21 protein-coding genes and 1 pseudogene are annotated in these 16,885 nt (G+C 58.9%); 10 read left to right on the top strand and 12 right to left on the bottom strand.

Features of this window, described 5'->3' with window-relative positions; all coding sequences use genetic code 11:
• Window positions 1-125: 125 nt before the first annotated feature.
• Window positions 126-512 carry an SHOCT domain-containing protein gene (locus AVZ66_RS14045; RefSeq protein WP_058984790.1) on the bottom strand — a complete coding sequence of 129 codons (387 nt, stop codon included), beginning with the start codon at window positions 510-512 and terminating at the stop codon, window positions 126-128.
• 181 nt (window positions 513-693) lie between these two features.
• On the opposite strand from AVZ66_RS14045, the gene AVZ66_RS14040 reads away from it, so the two are divergent.
• Together AVZ66_RS14040 and AVZ66_RS14035 are read left to right on the top strand one after the other, a co-directional pair.
• A complete protein-coding gene (locus tag AVZ66_RS14040) occupies window positions 694-2,079 on the top strand; it encodes a permease (RefSeq protein WP_058984789.1) in 1,386 nt (461 codons plus the stop codon).
• Window positions 2,080-2,234: 155 nt separating this feature from the next.
• Window positions 2,235-2,684, top strand: coding sequence for a universal stress protein (locus AVZ66_RS14035; RefSeq protein ID WP_008364394.1), 450 nt, complete (start codon window positions 2,235-2,237; stop codon window positions 2,682-2,684).
• Between the two features lie 14 nt (window positions 2,685-2,698).
• Here AVZ66_RS14035 and AVZ66_RS14030 read toward each other — a convergent pair whose 3' ends face one another.
• Together AVZ66_RS14030 and AVZ66_RS14025 are read right to left on the bottom strand one after the other, a co-directional pair.
• Window positions 2,699-3,094: an SHOCT domain-containing protein gene (locus tag AVZ66_RS14030; protein WP_058984788.1), complete on the bottom strand. Its 396-nt coding sequence runs from the start codon at window positions 3,092-3,094 to the stop codon at window positions 2,699-2,701.
• 28 nt (window positions 3,095-3,122) lie between these two features.
• The gene (locus AVZ66_RS14025) at window positions 3,123-3,683 is read right to left on the bottom strand and encodes a DoxX family protein (RefSeq protein WP_058984787.1); all 561 of its coding nucleotides are present in this window, start codon (window positions 3,681-3,683) and stop codon (window positions 3,123-3,125) included.
• Window positions 3,684-3,797: 114 nt separating this feature from the next.
• Between AVZ66_RS14025 and AVZ66_RS14020 the strand changes: the two genes are divergently transcribed.
• The 5 genes and pseudogenes from AVZ66_RS14020 to AVZ66_RS14000 all read left to right on the top strand — a co-directional run bounded on the left by AVZ66_RS14020 (window position 3,798) and on the right by AVZ66_RS14000 (window position 7,733).
• Window positions 3,798-4,148, top strand: a complete 351-nt coding sequence (locus AVZ66_RS14020; RefSeq protein ID WP_058984786.1) for a winged helix-turn-helix domain-containing protein — start codon at window positions 3,798-3,800, stop codon at window positions 4,146-4,148.
• 3 nt (window positions 4,149-4,151) lie between these two features.
• Window positions 4,152-4,427, top strand: coding sequence for a hypothetical protein (locus AVZ66_RS14015; RefSeq protein ID WP_004515576.1), 276 nt, complete (start codon window positions 4,152-4,154; stop codon window positions 4,425-4,427).
• 137 nt (window positions 4,428-4,564) lie between these two features.
• A pseudogene (locus AVZ66_RS14010) lies at window positions 4,565-4,957 on the top strand (hypothetical protein); the annotation flags it as partial.
• A gap of 149 nt (window positions 4,958-5,106) precedes the next feature.
• On the top strand, window positions 5,107-5,304 hold the full coding sequence (locus AVZ66_RS14005; RefSeq protein ID WP_006183483.1) for a heavy-metal-associated domain-containing protein: 198 nt from the start codon (window positions 5,107-5,109) through the stop codon (window positions 5,302-5,304).
• Window positions 5,305-5,450: 146 nt separating this feature from the next.
• Window positions 5,451-7,733, top strand: a complete 2,283-nt coding sequence (locus AVZ66_RS14000) for a copper-translocating P-type ATPase (RefSeq protein WP_058984785.1) — start codon at window positions 5,451-5,453, stop codon at window positions 7,731-7,733.
• 405 nt (window positions 7,734-8,138) lie between these two features.
• Here AVZ66_RS14000 and AVZ66_RS13995 read toward each other — a convergent pair whose 3' ends face one another.
• The 3 genes from AVZ66_RS13995 to AVZ66_RS13985 form a co-directional block, all read right to left on the bottom strand.
• Window positions 8,139-9,368 (bottom strand): RNA-guided endonuclease TnpB family protein, encoded by a 1,230-nt coding sequence (locus AVZ66_RS13995; RefSeq protein ID WP_058984784.1) that lies wholly within the window; start codon window positions 9,366-9,368, stop codon window positions 8,139-8,141.
• Between the two features lie 120 nt (window positions 9,369-9,488).
• On the bottom strand, window positions 9,489-10,331 hold the full coding sequence (locus AVZ66_RS13990; RefSeq protein ID WP_058984783.1) for a hypothetical protein: 843 nt from the start codon (window positions 10,329-10,331) through the stop codon (window positions 9,489-9,491).
• A 53-nt stretch (window positions 10,332-10,384) separates the two neighbouring features.
• Window positions 10,385-10,681: a helix-turn-helix transcriptional regulator gene (locus tag AVZ66_RS13985; RefSeq protein ID WP_058984782.1), complete on the bottom strand. Its 297-nt coding sequence runs from the start codon at window positions 10,679-10,681 to the stop codon at window positions 10,385-10,387.
• 134 nt (window positions 10,682-10,815) lie between these two features.
• On the opposite strand from AVZ66_RS13985, the gene AVZ66_RS13980 reads away from it, so the two are divergent.
• Together AVZ66_RS13980 and AVZ66_RS13975 are read left to right on the top strand one after the other, a co-directional pair.
• Complete coding sequence (locus AVZ66_RS13980) at window positions 10,816-10,983, top strand: hypothetical protein (protein WP_058984781.1); 168 nt, start codon at window positions 10,816-10,818, stop codon at window positions 10,981-10,983.
• Window positions 10,984-11,058: 75 nt separating this feature from the next.
• Window positions 11,059-11,295, top strand: coding sequence for an exodeoxyribonuclease VII large subunit (locus tag AVZ66_RS13975; RefSeq protein ID WP_058984780.1), 237 nt, complete (start codon window positions 11,059-11,061; stop codon window positions 11,293-11,295).
• Window positions 11,296-11,329: 34 nt separating this feature from the next.
• Here the strand turns inward: AVZ66_RS13975 and AVZ66_RS13970 are convergent, their stop codons facing one another.
• Together AVZ66_RS13970 and AVZ66_RS13965 are read right to left on the bottom strand one after the other, a co-directional pair.
• Entirely contained in the window at window positions 11,330-11,785 is a 456-nt protein-coding gene (locus AVZ66_RS13970) for a helix-turn-helix domain-containing protein (protein ID WP_058984779.1), read from the bottom strand.
• Window positions 11,786-11,928: 143 nt separating this feature from the next.
• Window positions 11,929-12,402 carry a hypothetical protein gene (locus tag AVZ66_RS13965; protein WP_231727185.1) on the bottom strand — a complete coding sequence of 158 codons (474 nt, stop codon included), beginning with the start codon at window positions 12,400-12,402 and terminating at the stop codon, window positions 11,929-11,931.
• Between the two features lie 207 nt (window positions 12,403-12,609).
• Between AVZ66_RS13965 and AVZ66_RS15810 the strand changes: the two genes are divergently transcribed.
• Window positions 12,610-13,245: an IS6 family transposase gene (locus AVZ66_RS15810; protein WP_082678852.1), complete on the top strand. Its 636-nt coding sequence runs from the start codon at window positions 12,610-12,612 to the stop codon at window positions 13,243-13,245.
• On the opposite strand, the gene AVZ66_RS16365 is transcribed toward AVZ66_RS15810, so the two are convergent.
• The 4 genes from AVZ66_RS16365 to AVZ66_RS13940 all read right to left on the bottom strand — a co-directional run bounded on the left by AVZ66_RS16365 (window position 13,172) and on the right by AVZ66_RS13940 (window position 16,882).
• Window positions 13,172-13,681, bottom strand: coding sequence for a hypothetical protein (locus AVZ66_RS16365; protein ID WP_058984777.1), 510 nt, complete (start codon window positions 13,679-13,681; stop codon window positions 13,172-13,174). The two genes, AVZ66_RS15810 and AVZ66_RS16365, sit on opposite strands and share 74 nt — an antisense overlap.
• Window positions 13,668-14,369, bottom strand: coding sequence for a hypothetical protein (locus tag AVZ66_RS13955; RefSeq protein WP_058984776.1), 702 nt, complete (start codon window positions 14,367-14,369; stop codon window positions 13,668-13,670). Before AVZ66_RS13955 ends, AVZ66_RS16365 begins: the two co-directional genes overlap by 14 nt.
• On the bottom strand, window positions 14,366-14,752 hold the full coding sequence (locus AVZ66_RS13950; protein ID WP_231727183.1) for a hypothetical protein: 387 nt from the start codon (window positions 14,750-14,752) through the stop codon (window positions 14,366-14,368). Before AVZ66_RS13950 ends, AVZ66_RS13955 begins: the two co-directional genes overlap by 4 nt.
• Before the next feature lie 750 nt (window positions 14,753-15,502).
• Window positions 15,503-16,882 (bottom strand): class I SAM-dependent methyltransferase, encoded by a 1,380-nt coding sequence (locus tag AVZ66_RS13940; protein WP_058984774.1) that lies wholly within the window; start codon window positions 16,880-16,882, stop codon window positions 15,503-15,505.
• Window positions 16,883-16,885: the final 3 nt, after the last annotated feature.

Below are 16,885 nucleotides of genomic sequence, written 5' to 3'. Positions count from 1 at the left end.
CAGACAGAGTCCCGTCCCGACGAGTAGTCCGTAGAGGCCCAACGTTGTATATCGGCTGAGCCAGGCCGGGAGCGACGGGTGCACCGTTGTGGTATGGCGATCGGGTGTGCCCGTCATTCCTCGAATCAGTCTTCCTGTGACTCCGTGTCGCGTTCGAGTGCTTCGCGTCGCTGTTCGTATTCCTCGTCGGTCAGCTCTCCGCGGGCGTAGGCGACCCGGAGCTCCTCGAAGGCTTGGTCTGAGCTACTCTCACTTCCCGTAATCGCACGATAGATGAGGTAGCCACCGCCGACGAGGGCAGCGAGGAACAGTAACTGCATCACGATGCCGACGATGAACATCCAGCCAGGCATCGTCCCGTCACCCCACATGTGACCGCCCCACATCCCGCCCATCATTGGGCCGAACCCCATCATCCCGAAGCCCATGAAGAACAGCGGGACGATGAATACGGCACCGATGATAACGAGGAGGAGCGTAACAAGTCGCGTGTCGTCTGAATTTGTCGGCATATTGTAATCCCTCCGTGAGTTTGGGTCTCAAGTAATACTACGTCCTTACTATTCAATGCGGTTGTGCCTTCGACCTGCGTGTTCTACCCACCGCTAATCTTTTGAATTCACACTCTCAACGGCTCTAACCTGAACTATCTGAAGGAAAACTGCAAAAGATGATCCGTACGATGATACATCTATGCAGGTGACGATGGTCGAGGGCATCTTCGAAGCCCTCCGAATCGGTGTAGGATTCCTCTGGACGGCGGCGTGGGCGATCATTATGGGTCTCACGATCACGAGTCTGGTCCAAGTCTATGTCTCCAAGGAGCGAATGGCACAGGTGTTGGGCGACGGTGATCTGAGCGGGCTCACCAAGGCGACTGCGTTCGGTGCGGCGAGCAGCGGCTGCAGTTTCGGCGCTGTCGCCATCGGGAAGGGCCTGTTCAAGAAGGGAGCGCACGCGGTCAACTTTCTCGCGTTCATGTTCGCGTCGACGAATCTGATCGTCGAACTCGGGCTGATGATTCTGATTCTGCTCGGCTGGGAGTTCCTCTTGGCGGAACTGCTGGGCGGTCTCATCCTCATCGCCGTGATGGCGGTGATCGTCCACCTCACGCTCCCCGAGAATCTCTTTGCCGAAGTTCGAGAAACGCTCAACGAGCGCGACCGTGAGGCGGGCGTCACCGAAGACCCGACCTGCGGGATGGAAGGCAAAGACGAATACACGCTCACGACCGACGGCGGTGAGACGCTCAAATTCTGCTCGGAGGGCTGTATGGAGACCTACCGTCAGGAGACGTCGAGTCGCGGCGGGTGGCGTGACGAGTTGCTGTCGTGGGGTGGCTGGTACAAAATCGGGAATCAGTACCGCAAGGAGTGGTCGATGATCTGGAAGGACATCGTCGCTGGCTTCCTTATTTCTGGGTTCGTCATCGTTTTCGTCCCGCAGTGGGTGTGGAACACGCTGTTCATTCAGGGCGACGGCCTGCTCGTGACTGCCGAGAACGCGATTATGGGTGTCACCATCGCCGTCCTCAGTTTCGTTGGCAGTATGGGTAACGTCCCGTTCGCCGTCGCGCTGTGGGGCGGTGGCGTCAGCTTCGCCGGGATCATCGCGTTCGTCTACGCTGACCTCATCACGATTCCCGTGCTGAACGTCTACCGGAAGTACTACGGCTGGAAGATCATGCTGTACATCCTCGGCGTCTTTTTCATGACGATGGCGTTCACCGGCTTCCTCATGGAGCTGCTGTTCGACGCGCTGGGAATCGTTCCGGATCTGGCGGGCGGCGAGACGGCGACGGAGCAGACGTACTTCAAACTCAACTACACGTTCTATCTCAACCTCATCGCGTTCGCGCTCTCCGGGTTCCTGCTGTATGTTTATCGTCGCGGTCTCGGTGCGCCCGGCCAGTACCGCGACCCCGTCTGTGGGATGCGGACTGACGACAGCGAGCCATCGGCGGCGCACGACGGTGAGACGTACTACTTCTGCTCGCAGACCTGCAAGGAGACCTTCGGGGAAAACCCGGACGAATACGCCACCGGGCATCCGATGGTGATGGAGGGACACGACCACTGACGGACAGCTCGTTGATGGTTCACAGTCTCGATTGAGTACGTCAGTCGTGCTTGGACACATCCGCTGACGCGGCCATACTGAACACGCTACCGTGACTCTTGAGCAGAGAGAATTGGAAGCCGAATTTATGTTACCCGCCTTTGAATTCTGACTGAATGTACGACCGAATTCTCCTGTCGACCGATGGAACTGTTGCGTCTGAAGATGCTGAAACGCATGCACTCGAGCTCGCAGCCGCTCACAACGCAGTCCTCCATGTGCTCTACGTCGTTGACGAGGATGTCGTAACTGCGTACAGCGGGGACGAGTACGTCGACGAAGCCGAAGGTCCCGAACACGGCCTCGAAGAACACGGCGAGGAGACGCTTTCCGAACTCCGACGTCGAGCCGCAGAAACCGATGTCGATGTCGAGACGGCAATGCAACATGGCCGCCCCGCTGAGACCATCGTGGACCACGCAGACGACTGTGACGCCGATCTCCTCGTGCTCGGTACCAAACGCCGGCCCGACGAATATCGTGCGTTGCTCGGAAGTGTCACCGACCGCGTCCTTCGGCTGACGACGCGTCCGGCAACCGTCGTGAAAACAGAAGTCAGCGAGTAGGAAACGACCGTCCGTTACCGTCCATCATCTGGTGTGAGACGGGCGCGACGGCGGTCAAACTCCTCGCCGTCGATCTCGCCACGGGCGTACCGCTTTTGGAGGACGGCGAGTGCGCAATCCTCAGCGGGGCCGTTCGATTGCGACCGCGTTCCCAGCCAGTAGATGAAACCGAGGGGGACGGCGACGAGGAGTGCCATCCACAGGAGCCCGAACAGCATCATCCCCCAGCCCCAGCTACCCCATCCGGCCATGTGGCCGTCGTTCCACATCCCGTCGTGCCACCCCCACATCATTGCATCTGGGACAGTCGCGTGTGTTAGCGCCATTCCGGCGACGACGGCCAGAGCCAGCGCTCCGACGACGATGAGTCCCAGAGAACGAATCCCGCGTGCTTGAATTGGATTTTGCATTGTTGTACTCCCAAAGGTCTCGGCGTGGTTAGCCGAGGATGTATTCGAGGGCGGGGTAGCGCTCGACGAGCGTCTCGCCGCCGACGTCGTAGTTCTCGATGTACTGGTCGAGGCCCAGGATGCGGCCCGCGGCGAACGCGGCGACCGCGAGGAACACGAGCATGTACGCGAAGTCCCCGTTGATGAACCCGTGACCCATATCCCAGTTCCCGAAGTAGAACATGAGCATCATGAGCGCGCCGAAGAACGCCGCGAGGCGGACGAACGCGCCGACGAGCAGGCCGAGGCCGATGAACAGCTCGCCCCACGGCACGGCGACGTTCGCGAACTCGACGAACCACGGCGTGCTACCCATCCACGCGAACATCCCCGCGAGCGGGTTGCCGTTCGTCGCCGCGACGTTCGTGAGGTAACCGCCCGCGGCGAACTCGCCGGTGATCTTCGTGAACCCGGAGTACGCGAACGCGTAGCCCATCATGAGACGGAGCGCGAGCACGAACCACGCACTGAGACTGTGAACTTTCCCGCCGACGGTCAGACCGCCGACTCTGCTCTCGAGCTGATTCATGTCGGAGTCGAGTGTGGACATAGTTATTGCACCTTCAACTATCAGTACGGAGGCAGAGACGATATAACGGCGAGCCGGCGTTCTGAGTCAGAAAATCGGCGGGCTATATTACGCTCCTGTCGCGAGTAGAGACGTGTGACCGAGGAGTCCGACCCGTCGGAAATCTTCGCTACACTCGACGACGAGTACGCTCGCGACATCCTCGTGGCGACGAAGACCGACCGACTGTCTGCGAAGGAACTCAGCGAGGAATGTGACATGTCACGCCCGACCGTCTCGCGCCGTGTCACCCGCCTCGTCGAGCAGGGCCTCCTCGAAGAGTATACGCACGTCGACCCCGGAGGACGGCACTACAGCGAGTACGAGGCTCGTCTCGAACGTATTGAAGTCCTCCTCCAGGCAGAGGGCTTCGATGTCCAGGTCGATGTCCGGGCGGACCCCGCCGACCGGATTACGACCATCTTCGAGGAGATGCGGGGAGACTGACTTATGGAACACACGCTATTCGTCATCGGCAAACTGTTCACGACCGCGTTAGCACTGGTCATCGCATATCAGGCCTATCGCGGGTACCAACGACATCACACGCAGTTACTCCTGTACGTCGCCGCGGGCTTCGCGCTGGTCGGTCTTGGTGGCCTCCTTGAAGGCGTTCTCTTCGAACTCCTCCAAGTGTCGATTTTCGAAGCAGGATTCGTCGCAGCACTCGTCACCGCCGCCGGGATGCTGTCGATCCTCTACGCTCTGTATGCCCCAAACCCCTGAGGATTCGGGACGTTCATTCGAGAAGCGGCCTCTGGGCGTTGTTCCTCATTCGAAGTCGCTATTGTTTGGATTCCCCTTATTCTCGCCAGTGTAGGGTCGTAGCGGGAATTATGCCCATACCAGTCGTACAGTATCGTATGATTCGAACACTCGTGGGTGTCCTTGGCGCTCTCTCAGCGCTGTTCCCGGACAAAATCGTCAAGCTCTTCGAGAAACTCGCGATTGCGAATCCAAGCGAGGGAACGGTGAGAGGGTGGGTCGGCCCAGCTATCCGGTCTGAGGGCGTTCTGATAGCTGCGATTTCCCTCCTCAATGGGCGAGCATACGCGTGGCTGATGAATCTTACCGGTGTGTTCGGCGCTATCGTCTTCCTGTTTCCCGATCTGTATCGAAGATTTGCCACCGCGTTCCTATACGAGCGTCCGGAGTCGATCGAATGGAACGAGCGATTCCGCTCGGGTATTCGGGCTATCGGCGCACTATACGTCTTTTTAGCGGCGAAGACGTATCTGGAGCGCCACAACGATACCTGGGTCTTCCCGCCATCGTCAATTGCTGAATCTGAGATTTGGTTCGTTGCCGCTGCATGTATCGCTTGGAATCTAAAGTTTGACCCCCAAGAGACCTGTATAATCGAAGGGGAAATCCGCTAAAGAGAGGGAGCCGTATGTACCTCTGTATGACGACGACCATCACCGTGGAAGGAATGTCGTGCGGTCACTGTGAGCAGACGGTCGAAGAGGCCCTTGAAGAGGTCACTGGCGTAACTTCCGTGACCGTCGACAGGGAGAGTGAACAGGCAAGTGTCGACGGCGAGGCAGAGGTCACGGCCCTCGTGGCGGCCGTCGAAGATGCGGGATACACCGCTCACGCCTGAGTATCGTGCGCTGCGGATAGCACAAGTCGCTTCGAGACGACGACTAACTGTTGTCTTCGGAGCTTGTCTACGCTGGTCTTGCTGTACGGTTTCAGGGCCGAAGATTCAGGAAGCCGGCGGAACCACCTCAATAGAGAACATGACTCATGGACGACCACAAAGATACAACTGAGAATTCCCCGGGAGGAGAGGACCAGCCGGACACCACCAGTCACCAGCACGAACACGGTGAGCAAGATGAAGCGGTCGCGGAATCTGACGAAGAAGGGGTAGAACAGGAGCTACTGGAGGAGGAGGCTCACCCTGCTGCGGCAGGTGAGATGGCGTCCCACGAACAGCACGAACACGCCGGCCACGAGGGCGACGGGCACGGCCACGATTCCCACGAGGGACACGGCGAGGGCCATGGCGGGATGCACGAAGGCCACGAGCAGATGTTCCGCCGGCGTTTCTTCATTTCGACGCTCCTGTCGATCCCCGTCCTCCTGTACAGCGAAATGCTACAGGAGTGGCTCGGCTTCTCCGTCCCTGTATTCCCGGGGAGCGAGTGGATCAACCCCGTCTTCGCGGTGATCGTCTTCGCGTACGGTGGGATTCCGTTCCTCAAGATGGCACTTCCGGAGCTGAAAGACCGTGCGCCGGGGATGATGACGCTCATCTCGATGGCGATCACCGTCGCGTTTGTCTACAGTCTCGCGAGCGTGGTCTTCCCGACGCAGTCTGCGTTTTTCTGGGAACTCGTCACGCTGATCGACATCATGCTGCTCGGCCACTGGATCGAGATGCGGTCAGTCCGGCGGGCCTCCAGCGCAGTCGACGAACTGGCAAAGCTGATGCCCGACACCGCAGAGCGAATTACTGATGATGGAGAGACCGAGGAGGTTCCCGTCAGTGAACTCTCTGAGGGCGATCTTGTGCTCGTCCGGCCGGGCGCAAGTGTCCCTGCTGACGGCACCGTCGAGGAGGGTGACTCCGACGTCAACGAGTCGATGATCACCGGCGAGTCCAAGCCCGTCTCGAAAGAGCCTGGCGACGAGGTCATCGGCGGCACCATCAACGGCGACGGCAGTCTCCGTGTTCGCGTCGGTGCGACGGGCGAGGAGACGACGCTCGCGGGCATCATGCGCCTGGTCGAGGAAGCTCAACAGAGCAAGTCCAAGACGCAGGTACTGGCCGACCGGGCGGCCGGCTGGCTGTTCTATGTCGCGCTCGGGGCGGCAGTCGTGACCGCAATCGCGTGGACGGTCGCGGTCTCGTTCGACGCGACCGTCATCGAGCGAGTCGTAACGGTGCTCGTCATCGCCTGCCCACACGCCCTCGGGCTCGCCATCCCGCTGGTCGTCGCGATCAACACCTCACTTGCAGCGCGCAACGGGATGCTCGTTCGCGACCGCATCGCGATGGAGGATGCGCGGAATCTGGACGCGATCATCTTCGACAAGACAGGGACGCTCACCGAGGGCGAACACGGCGTCGTGGATATGGCGACCGTCGACGGCGTCGACGAGGACGACGCGCTCGGGCTGGCGGCAGCCGTCGAGAGTGACTCCGAACACATGATCGCCCGAGCGATCCGTGAGGCCGCCGACGAGCGAGATGTAACTACTCCTGACGCGACAGCCTTCGAGGCGATCAAAGGACAAGGGGTCCGGGCGACCGTCAACGGAAACGAGGTGTACGTCGGCGGGCCGAACCTGTTGACCCAGCTCGATAGCGAGATCCCCGACCACCTCCAGCGCTTCGCTGACGAGGCCGGACAGAACGCCCAGACAGTGGTGTATCTCGTTCGTGACGGAGAGCTGACCGCCGCCTTCGCGATGGCCGACGTGATCCGCGAGGAGAGTTTCCGCGTCGTCGACGCCCTCCACGATCTGGGGATCGAGGTGGCGATGTTGACTGGGGACTCCCAGGACGTCGCCAACGCCGTCGCCGACGAACTGGGCATCGACACAGTGTTCGCGGAGGTCCTCCCCGAAGACAAAGACGAGAAAGTCCAGGAACTCCAGGACCAGGGGAAGCTCGTGGGGATGGTCGGCGACGGTGTGAACGACGCGCCGGCGCTGACGCGAGCCGACGTCGGCATTGCGATCGGGAGTGGTACTGACGTCGCGGTCCAGTCGGCCGACGTCATCCTCGTCCAGAACAACCCCATGGATGTCGTTCGACTGGTCAAGCTGAGCAAGGCGAGCTACCGAAAGATGCAGGAGAACATCGTCTGGGCGGCCGGCTATAACGTGTTCGCGATTCCGCTCGCAGCAGGCGTGTTGGCACCGATCGGGATTCTGCTGTCCCCCGCTGTGGGTGCGCTCTTGATGTCGTTGAGTACAGTCATCGTGGCCATCAACGCTCAGCTGCTCCGCCGCGTGGACCTGTCCATCCCCGAGCTTCCAAGCGGGACACCAGCGACTGACGCACAACCTGCAGACTGAAACGCTCCCGATCGCTTCGGAGCTTCTTTCAATTGAGTTCGGTTAATGGACAGCAAATGGCGACACTGCGTGATTTCGGTGGGTATCGCTATGCGATCACCGATTCCACAGTTTTCCCGAGGGGTACGTAATTTGGTATACACAGACGCTTCCTCTGATGGGCGACATTGCTGCGTCAGCACTAGGTTTATACCGTTAGACGGACTTCTTTCCAATATGAGCCTCGAAGAGACGGTTGACTACCTCGCCGAGGAACTCGACCTCGAGCGAAGTGAACACGTCCGTGAGGTTGGTCAGTCGGTCGCCGAGCTTCGCGACTGATCAAAACATTTCTCTGAAGTCCCGTTCGACCAGTCCGTTCTCCAGATACGTGGTAAGCTAGCCCACGGCTAAAGCCGTGGGCGTTCAGCGTGGACTCCCGCTCTGGCCGACACTGTCGGCAGGAGAATCATACGCCCCGTTCGCGTTCAGCGTCCCGCTGTTCAAGCGCACGCCTACGGGTGCGCCTCCACCGGAGCCAGTTTGGGTCCGACGGAGATACCGCAGTCCAATATTCTTCGCGGCGTTGTAGTCAGCGTGGTTCTCGTAGCCACACTTCAGACACTCGAACAACTCACTCTCACGATTATCCGGGTGCGTAAACCCACACGTCGAACACCGCCGAGAGGTATTCTCCGGGTCAACCTGCTCTACGTCGATGCCGTACTCGGCGGCCTTGTACTGGACGTATTCGTAGAGGCGGTTGAACGCCCACTTGTGTCCCCACGACGCCCCAGTGCGGTCACGGATGTCCGTCAGGTCTTCGAACGCTATCACCGAACACTCGTACTCGCGGGCTTCAGCTACCAACTCGTTCGATATACGGTGGAGCGTGATCTTGAATCGGCCTTTCTCTTTCCGTCCAACGGATTGGATGTTCTCATGCGCCCATCGCGTCCCGCACTGCTGGAGATTGCCACGGCGGTTCTCGTATTCGCGCCGCCAGTGGTCGAACTCATCACCAGTCCAGAACGTGCCCGTCGAGGCGACGGCCAGATTGTTCACGCCGAGGTCTACCCCGAGAACCGTTCTGTTCTCGGTGGCATCCTGTTCCGGCGTGTCGGACTCCACCTCCATTTTGCAGTGGATGTGAAGCATCCAGCTGCCGTTCGAGTAGTGCAGTTCGGCTCCCGTGGTTTCGTACTCGTCCGAGAAGATGTATTCCGCGTGGGGCGTCTCTCGCTCGTTGTCGGGGAGCACGTAGTCGGCTTCGATGCGACCGTCAACAGTCGCCAGCGACACGGACTCGTCGTGGAAGGTGGCGGTGCGATGGTCGTAGACGACGTGTGGGCTGGTGAAATACGGCCTCGACGCTTTCTTGCCGTTTTTCCACTTCTCGACCACGCTCTTGCAGGCGTCAGCAGCCTTGTTTCGGGCGGCTTGGACGTGATTGCTGTGCAACGCCGTTTCGTCGCGCACGTCTTCGTAGGTGTCGTCGTGGAGCGTGGTTTTGCTCGTCGTGACGTATTCGCCCTCGAACGCGTGGCGTGTGACGTAGTTGGCGGCCCACAGAAACTCGTCGACGGTGTCTTCGAGGAGTGCGGCGTCGTCACTGTCCACGTCAAGCTTGACCGGGACAGTACGCCGCTTCTCCATACATCATATGTAGTTTTGGTGGTTCAAAAGTATTGGGGGTCGACCCCGTCGTCGTCGGTGGGTTGTCGCACGGAGTGTACGCGCTTCCTCCCACCCCTGAAGGGGTGGGTTTCCCCGCTGTTACGCTATGAACTCTTGTTTCGTTGGTCCTTGACGGTCGAGTAGATCGTCCCGTCCTGCTCGTTCGAGAACTGCCTGCGCGAAGTCCGTACAGTGGGATTCGTGCTGCCCAGCGTACTCTGAGAGGGCTTCTCGCCAGTGCATATCAAGCTCGAATTCGGCTAATCGGATTTGAATCCCGTCTTTCCGTTCGACGAGGTCGACATCCAGGTCTTCGAGTTGCTTGAAACGGAGGTTGTTCCGGCGGACCGTGATGAGCCGCTTGGAGTCGACGATGTAGGGGTCGACCCACTCTCGCCAGGTATCGTCGTCGACGTGTGTTCGTGGCATCGCAAAATCCGAGTCCACACTCTCAATACAGAACTGCAGCATAGCGATGCCAGTTCGATGATTCGCATTCGGGAGGGAATGTCGGAGAATCAAATTCGACATCACCTCTCCAGCGACGGTCGGAAGTGGGGCTCCCCAGGAGACGTGATCGAGTGCCTGCTGGATTTTTTGCGGTTCGAACTCCTTGTAGAGCCGAAACTCATCCTCCTCTCGAACATCGACAGCTGCTTCGAGCAACTCCACTAATCGGAATGCGACAACTTGCCCAGCACGAGGAAGGTCACGAATACGGTCGCTCAACCATTCCTGATCGAAGTCGATGTCATGGGCTGATTCGATCTCTGAATCGCCTTCGTAGAGGACATAGACCGGTGTTTCGAAGGGGTACCCGATGAGTTTTGTCGACTCGTCGGATTGCTCTCGCTGAGACAGGATTTCTGCCACCGATGCCGAGCTATATTTGAGTGAGAAATTCTCGGCCTGTGGGTGGTGATAGAAGACGAGCCGAGCCATCTTACTGTGTATTCGTGGGAAGTGGGTAAAGCAGTCCCGCTTTTATAATGATCCTACGACGTAGCGGGTACGTTCACGTCTTCTAAATACTGACTTTCCCACTCACGTCGCGCCTCGATCTCCCGTAATCCGCGTTGCGTGACCGTGTATACGTTCGTCCGTTTGTCAAGTTCTCCCTTCTCCAGCAGTCCTTTGTTGACGAGATCGTCAAGATTCGGATAGAGGCGGCCGTGGTTGATCTCCTGCTCGTAATAGTCGTCGAGTTCGTCCTTGATTGCGAGCCCGTGTGGTTCCTCGAGTCCGGCGGTTACGTACAAGATATCCCGCTGGAACCCAGTTAGATCGTGCATCTGCCTGTTCCTTATTTTTGAGGGGTGGCATATGTTCTCTCTGGTACTCAGAGACGAATTCGGCGTGACTGGCCAGGAAGACTACGTGAGAACTTCGAACCTTTATATGGTGGACAGGAGAAATCCGCGATGGAATGTCTGACCTAATCGTCAAAGCAGCCGTGAAGGACGCACTCTCGGACCACAACGTCTCGGCAGATTTCTACGACGCCCTCAACGAAGAGGTCGCCGAACTACTCGACGACGCCGCAGAGCGTGCCGAGGCTAACGACCGGAAGACGGTCCAGCCCCACGATCTGTAGGCCTGCGTAACGCAGCCCACCCCGGCACTCGAACGTAGCTTTTTGAGGTTCCTGTTCAGAAGTTAGGAAACGGAGATGGCGGACGCACCGGATATCGAACGGCAGGCGGTCGAACCCGACGCGAAAGAGGTCCTTAGCGTGCCCCAGCTGAACGACAGGATTGCGTCGGTCGTCCAGGATACCCCTGCCCTCAACGGGGTCCGCTGTATCGGCGAAGTCACTGACCTCCACCAGAACAGCACGGCGCTCTACTTCACGCTCACCGACGGCGACGCCGAGCTCCCCTGTATGGTCTTGGAAAACCTGTACTGAGACATGGACGCGGAATTTAAACACGGAAGCGAGGTTATTCCGTTCTACGACAGTCCTCGATATCTGCGATGAGGGCTTCTGCTTGTGTTTCTGCCGGTTCGGAGTTCCCCTCCGGGGCATCTGCTTTTCCATCTGGATCGAAGGTCGGGAGTTCCTGTTCCCAGCCCTTCTCGGCGTAGCTGTCGTCGGGTGCTGACTCGAAGAATTGAACGAGTGAATCGAGCGATTCGAGCCGTCGCTTTAGCTCACTGGCTCGGCTTGGGTCAACGTAATAGACGTTGTCTACTCGTTCGATAAGCCCGTGCTTGAAGAGACGAGCCATCGTGTTCGACACGGCGGTCTTGTTGAGGGCTGTTCGATCTGCGATTTCGCGTGGGGTGAAGCCGTATTCGCGGTGTGCGACAAGGAAGCTGAGAGCGCGGTACTCGTTTGTGTCCGGCTTGATCGGGAACGGGTCGTCACTCGTGAGTTCGTCAACCGGAACGGGCATCCGTACCAATATCTGTCGGCGGACGATAATACGGTTTTCGCAGATGGATATGCCTCAGCAGATCTCCGAAGAACATTTCAGAGAATTTCGCTCCTAGCCAGTAGAAGTATAATTCGACACTCACTGTCCAATCCTGTAGAGAGTTAATGACCAGCAGCGGGATGGACATCGTCATCCCGATCGTTCTCGATCGGTTCGTAGTCGGCGTCGTTGCCGACTGGCTTGAACCCGGGGACGTAGCTGAAGCGTTTCCCTGGCTCGCTGCGGAACATCAACGGGAACATGCCACGATGCTCGCGAGCGCGGTACTGTGGCTCCCATTCTCGGAATTCCATCGTTGGTTTGGCAATCTGTGGGGCAGGCAGCTCTGCACGCTCTAAGTCTGGTAGCTCAAGCACGCGCACTTCGAGTTCGCGCGCCAGTTTCTCGGTCCGAGGCGTCAGCTCGGTCGTGTGACAGAGCACCGGCATCGCACGACAGGCAAACGCCACGGTACACAACCGGAAGAGAGCCGTCGGTGTGATTGGGTCGTCTGTCCAGTCTTTACACTGGGCGACAATCCAGTCGCTTGGCTGCTGCTGTTTCTCCCGCCGTGTAGCGACGACATCAATCTCCATACTATAGAGGTGTTGGCGTGTCGCTGCACGGTATCCCCAGCGCCCCAGTGCACGCTCGAGTTGATACTCCAGCCACCGCCCATCACCATTCCCACGCCCCCCGACGTGCGGGTCAACGTTGTCGAGGTTGATGTCCTCTATGTCGGCGAGAACGGTCGTGTTTAGTTAAGGCTGAAAAGTGAGGCGGAAGTGATTTTCAGCTGGTTCATGGCAGAAATCACCCGCCTCAGTGGCTGTAGCGACTGGCTTGAGTTAGATTTTGTGGAGCGAGAGCGGACACCGAGCGAGCTGATGCGTCTTGGTATTCGACTCCATCTGGCTGGACTCTCACTTTCGAATACCGTCAAAGAACTTGAGAAGTTCGGTGTCAAACGCTCGCGGAAAGCCATCCATGACTGGGTGCAGAAAGCTGATCTACAGCCCGCCAGCGACGCTAGTCCGGATCAGGTTGCGGTTGACGAAACGGTGATCCGCATCGACGGCCAGCAGTACTGGCTGTACGCTGCCGTCAATCCTAATTCGAACAGATTCCTGCACGTACGGCTGTTTCCGACGACAACAACGGCGTTGACTGAACGGTTTCTGCAGGAGTTACGCGAGAAACACGACGTTGAAGACGCAGTGTTTCTGGTTGATCACGCCCAGCATCTCAAAACAGCACTCCAACGAGTCGGGCTTCGATTCCAGACCGTTCGTCATGGGAATCGGAATGCTGTCGAACGTGTTTTTAGAGAGATAAAACGTCGAACTTCCTCGTTCAGTAATAGTTTCAGCCACGTCGAGCCAACAACAGCGGAATCGTGGTTGCAAGCCTTCGCCGTCTGGTGGAACTCGCTAAACTAAACACGATGGCGAGAACCGGACTGTCTTCGGGAACCGCTGGCAGGATATCTCGGAGGGCTGTAGCGTACTCGAGGGCTGTTGTGAACTTCTCGGCGGGTGTTTCGTCGTAGTGGTGGGCTGCCGGCTGTACAGCACGGAGTGAGCGAACTAGCCAGCACAACTGCCGTTCGATGTTGATGACTGCAGCCGCGTAGTCATCCCATGAAGCGAGAGTTAGATCTTCTGCTGAGTCAACATCTCGGTCTGGCTCGGGCAGAATCCGTTCGGCTTCAGTGATCGGCTGGCTCGCGAGGAAGAGGAGCCGGCAGGCGAACATCCGTTGGTCAGTGGGAAGCGAATGATCGCGCTCGAGTGTTTCACGGAGTGCCTCGATTGTCTTCGTCAGCAGGCTCAGGCGGTCATCGTATCCCTCTGGAGTGGGCTCATCCGTCGTCATCGGTGAGTGGACTCGGCGTAAAGTGCTGGCGCGTCAGCGAAGTCTCCGAGAGCGACTGGACGGTCGGCTGCCCCTGCTGCTGGAGGTGATGAGAGAGTTCCGCTTCGTCGGTGACGGTGTACCACTGGTGACTATCGGCTCCTCGATACCGGAGTTCGTCCTCGACAGCTACGAGAACTCCTTGTTCAGTCATCCTGGCCGTATCGAAGACGAGAACGTTTGGGTCTGGGTTCGTCCAGGTGCCGCGAATCAAGGCGAGAAGCGTGTCGAGTGTTGGCGGATCAACGGGGTCTGGGTAGCGTGGTTCCGCGGGGGCGCTGATCGCAACATCACGGATGGTGTCGCGACGACAGGTGCGCCAGCCGGCGCCGGTCCACTCGAGTTCACGCCGCGTCCAGCTATCGGCGTCGCCGTCGGGCTCAAGAACGAGCCGCCGCGGTGGAGACGTAGTTGGAGTCCACTGGAGGACACACGAGCCGCCATCTGGGAGTGGGTTGTCGTCTGTTCGACGGTGCTGGTCTAAGAGCGCAGCGTCGATCTGCGAGCGTGCACGTCGGAGTGTAGTGGTTGGGTCTGCGACTGGCGTGGCTGCTGTCTCATCCGCAGTATCGACCGCCTCGAACAGCCTGTGAAAGCTGGCGTCGATGTCTCGAAGCGTCGCGAGTGCTGGCTGCTGGGCGTCCGTCATGCGGAGTCCTCCGATTCTGGCTTGTAGCACGCTGTTTGGAGTCGGCGGATGTATTCGGCGAGCGGCTCGGTTGCATCCGTTGCAGTTGCAGTCTTCGAACGGCCATCATAGTCGATGGCACCGCACTCAGCGAGCGTCTCAAGATGTGATTGGGTGAGCGTGATGTAGACGGACGTCCGCTCGTCACTGCCGACTTTGCTGGGGTCGACTGAATTTTCGATGGCCGCGATTTCGAAAGCGAGTTCGTTAGCGGTGAGCTCGCCGCTGGTGCGTGACAACGATAACAAGACGCGGCGCCGACGACTATTCGAGATTGCGTTGAACGCGACGTCGGGATCCATCGGGATGGCGAGCGACGCCGTGTCGCCGGTTGTATCGTCCATTCAGACCGCCCTCGCAATAGGTGTGGTTCGTCGATGCGCCTGTCGGATTCTCGACGAGGTGTCGTCGAGGCCGTGTAGGTGCCATGGTAGATACTGCGGTATCGGTTCGCGTAGCTGGATACCTGTGGGACTGCTGTCGTCGTCGGGTGTGGCAGTTCGCTGGCGTGCGAATTGTACGGCGTGGTGTGTCAGTGGGTCGTGTTCAAGAGTGGCGCTCTGTGAGACAGAGTTATCACTCCTGACCCTGGTAATTTGGCTTGCTGTCATCGGTGTGGCAGCACGATTCCTCCGGCGTGCCTGCGCCGGGGGATTCCGCGAGAATCGTGCTATTTCGGTGTAAGAACGATTGTGACTTTTATATCGCTGTCACAAACCCTGGATCGCGTATTTGCGTCTTTGAACGTCTGTACCGCAAGGATCGCCGTGTAGTGTTATCGACCCATTAATTCACACTCCACTACTATCGGTAGTTAAAACAATTCTCTGATAACCGCAACTTATTCTAGTGACTTGCTCACGGCTTGGCGATATTCAACTCCATCGTGCCGCCATCGCAACCATACCGGTAGAGATACGAGCTGTGCATATCCTGTGGACTACCACTTGCATACTTACAGCTGTCATCGCTGCACGTGACTTGCTCTTTGACGATTGGTTCCTTGCCAAACTCCTCAGAATTGTCGACACGCTTGGTCATTTCGGGGAAGTTAGCCTCTCCAATCGGCTGTTCGTGATACTCGATACGGTCCCTCACGTGGGGGAGAACCGGTTCCCACAGTGAACGCAGAACTCGCTCTCAGCTGACGGCTCGAAGTCCGTCCGTCGATGCTTGCTCGTCAAGCCGGGTGCTCCGTGCGGGTTCTGGTGAACCCGGTCAACCTCCCCTGCACCGAGGCCGACGATCTCCAGATTCTCGTGGGGCTTCTCGTCGACGGCGACCACTCGGTCGTGCGGGACAGCCGGATGCTCGATGATGCTCACCCCAGCCCGATGATAATCGTAGTCGTTCCCCGACATCAACGTCGCCGTCCGCCCGACCTGGACGACTCGCCCACCGTCACCACGCACGAGGTCGGTGATACTCCGCTTCAACGCCGTGTCGATGTGCGTCACGTCCGACCCGCCGCTCGCTTCCTCTTGGGGCGTGCGGATGTTCCGCTGGAACGCCGAATGCGGAACATCGAGCACGATCACGTCGAAGACGCCCGTCCCGAAGCGGGCATCGATGTTCCACGGCGTCTCGACTACATCAGCCGGCGCGGGGTCCGCCGGAGTGTCGATGTCCACGCAATCGTATCGACACGTCGTGGTCCGCTCGATGGACAGCGAGACGCGGGGTTCGTCCTCGAAGATGTGGAGGACTCGGTCGGTCGGACGGATCTGCGATCCGACAGCGCCGGCGAGTGCGTCCTCGAAGCTGGTGTCATGAGCGGCCTGTTCGTATCGCATTTCGATGGTGTTCCCGCCGTTCCCACCAGTGGAGATATCGCCGGCGTCGATCTCGCTTGCACCAGCGTTCTGCGTGACCGTCTCTGTGACCGCGACCGGCGACACCTGCTCGGTCGGGCTGGTCGGCTTTCGAGCCGCGACACCGAGGTAGTCGTTCTGGGAACCGAGCTTGTTGAATAGTCCGACGCTGACGGTCTCGTACCCGAACTCACGCGGCATCGCGGCCGTCGAATACCCGAACTGGACGAACACACCACCGGGCGCGAGGAGCTGATCGAACAGTTCCTTCACCGCTCGACCGTAGAAGAAGAACTCCTCGTCAGAGATATCCAGCCCGTACTTCGAACGGGCTTGGTGCGGTGTATACGGGGGGTCGTAGACGATCGCGTCGAACGATTCGTCCTCGACGTAACCGGGTAACTCGCGGAAATCGATGTGGAGGTCGGCGTTCGCGTCCTCGTCGACGTCTACCCGGAGGACCTCCGCGTCGACGTCAAGAGCCGCCACGCCAGCACACGGATTCAACACCTGTTCCGCGCCCTCAAGATGGGATTCCGTCCAGTGACGGAGCTTGTCCGACTGGAACGTCGACCCCTCGGTCGTATCGGTCCAGAAACTGACCGCAGGCGTGGTCTGTGGGCGCTGCTGCTCGTGTTCGACTTGAGTTCCTTCGGTGGACATAGC

It is taken from the genome of Halobacterium sp. CBA1132 (genome assembly GCF_001485535.1).
Taxonomy (GTDB): Archaea; Halobacteriota; Halobacteria; order Halobacteriales; family Halobacteriaceae; genus Halobacterium.
Note: the sequence above shows the minus strand (reverse complement) of the source record. Positions and strands in the feature narration are given on the sequence as shown.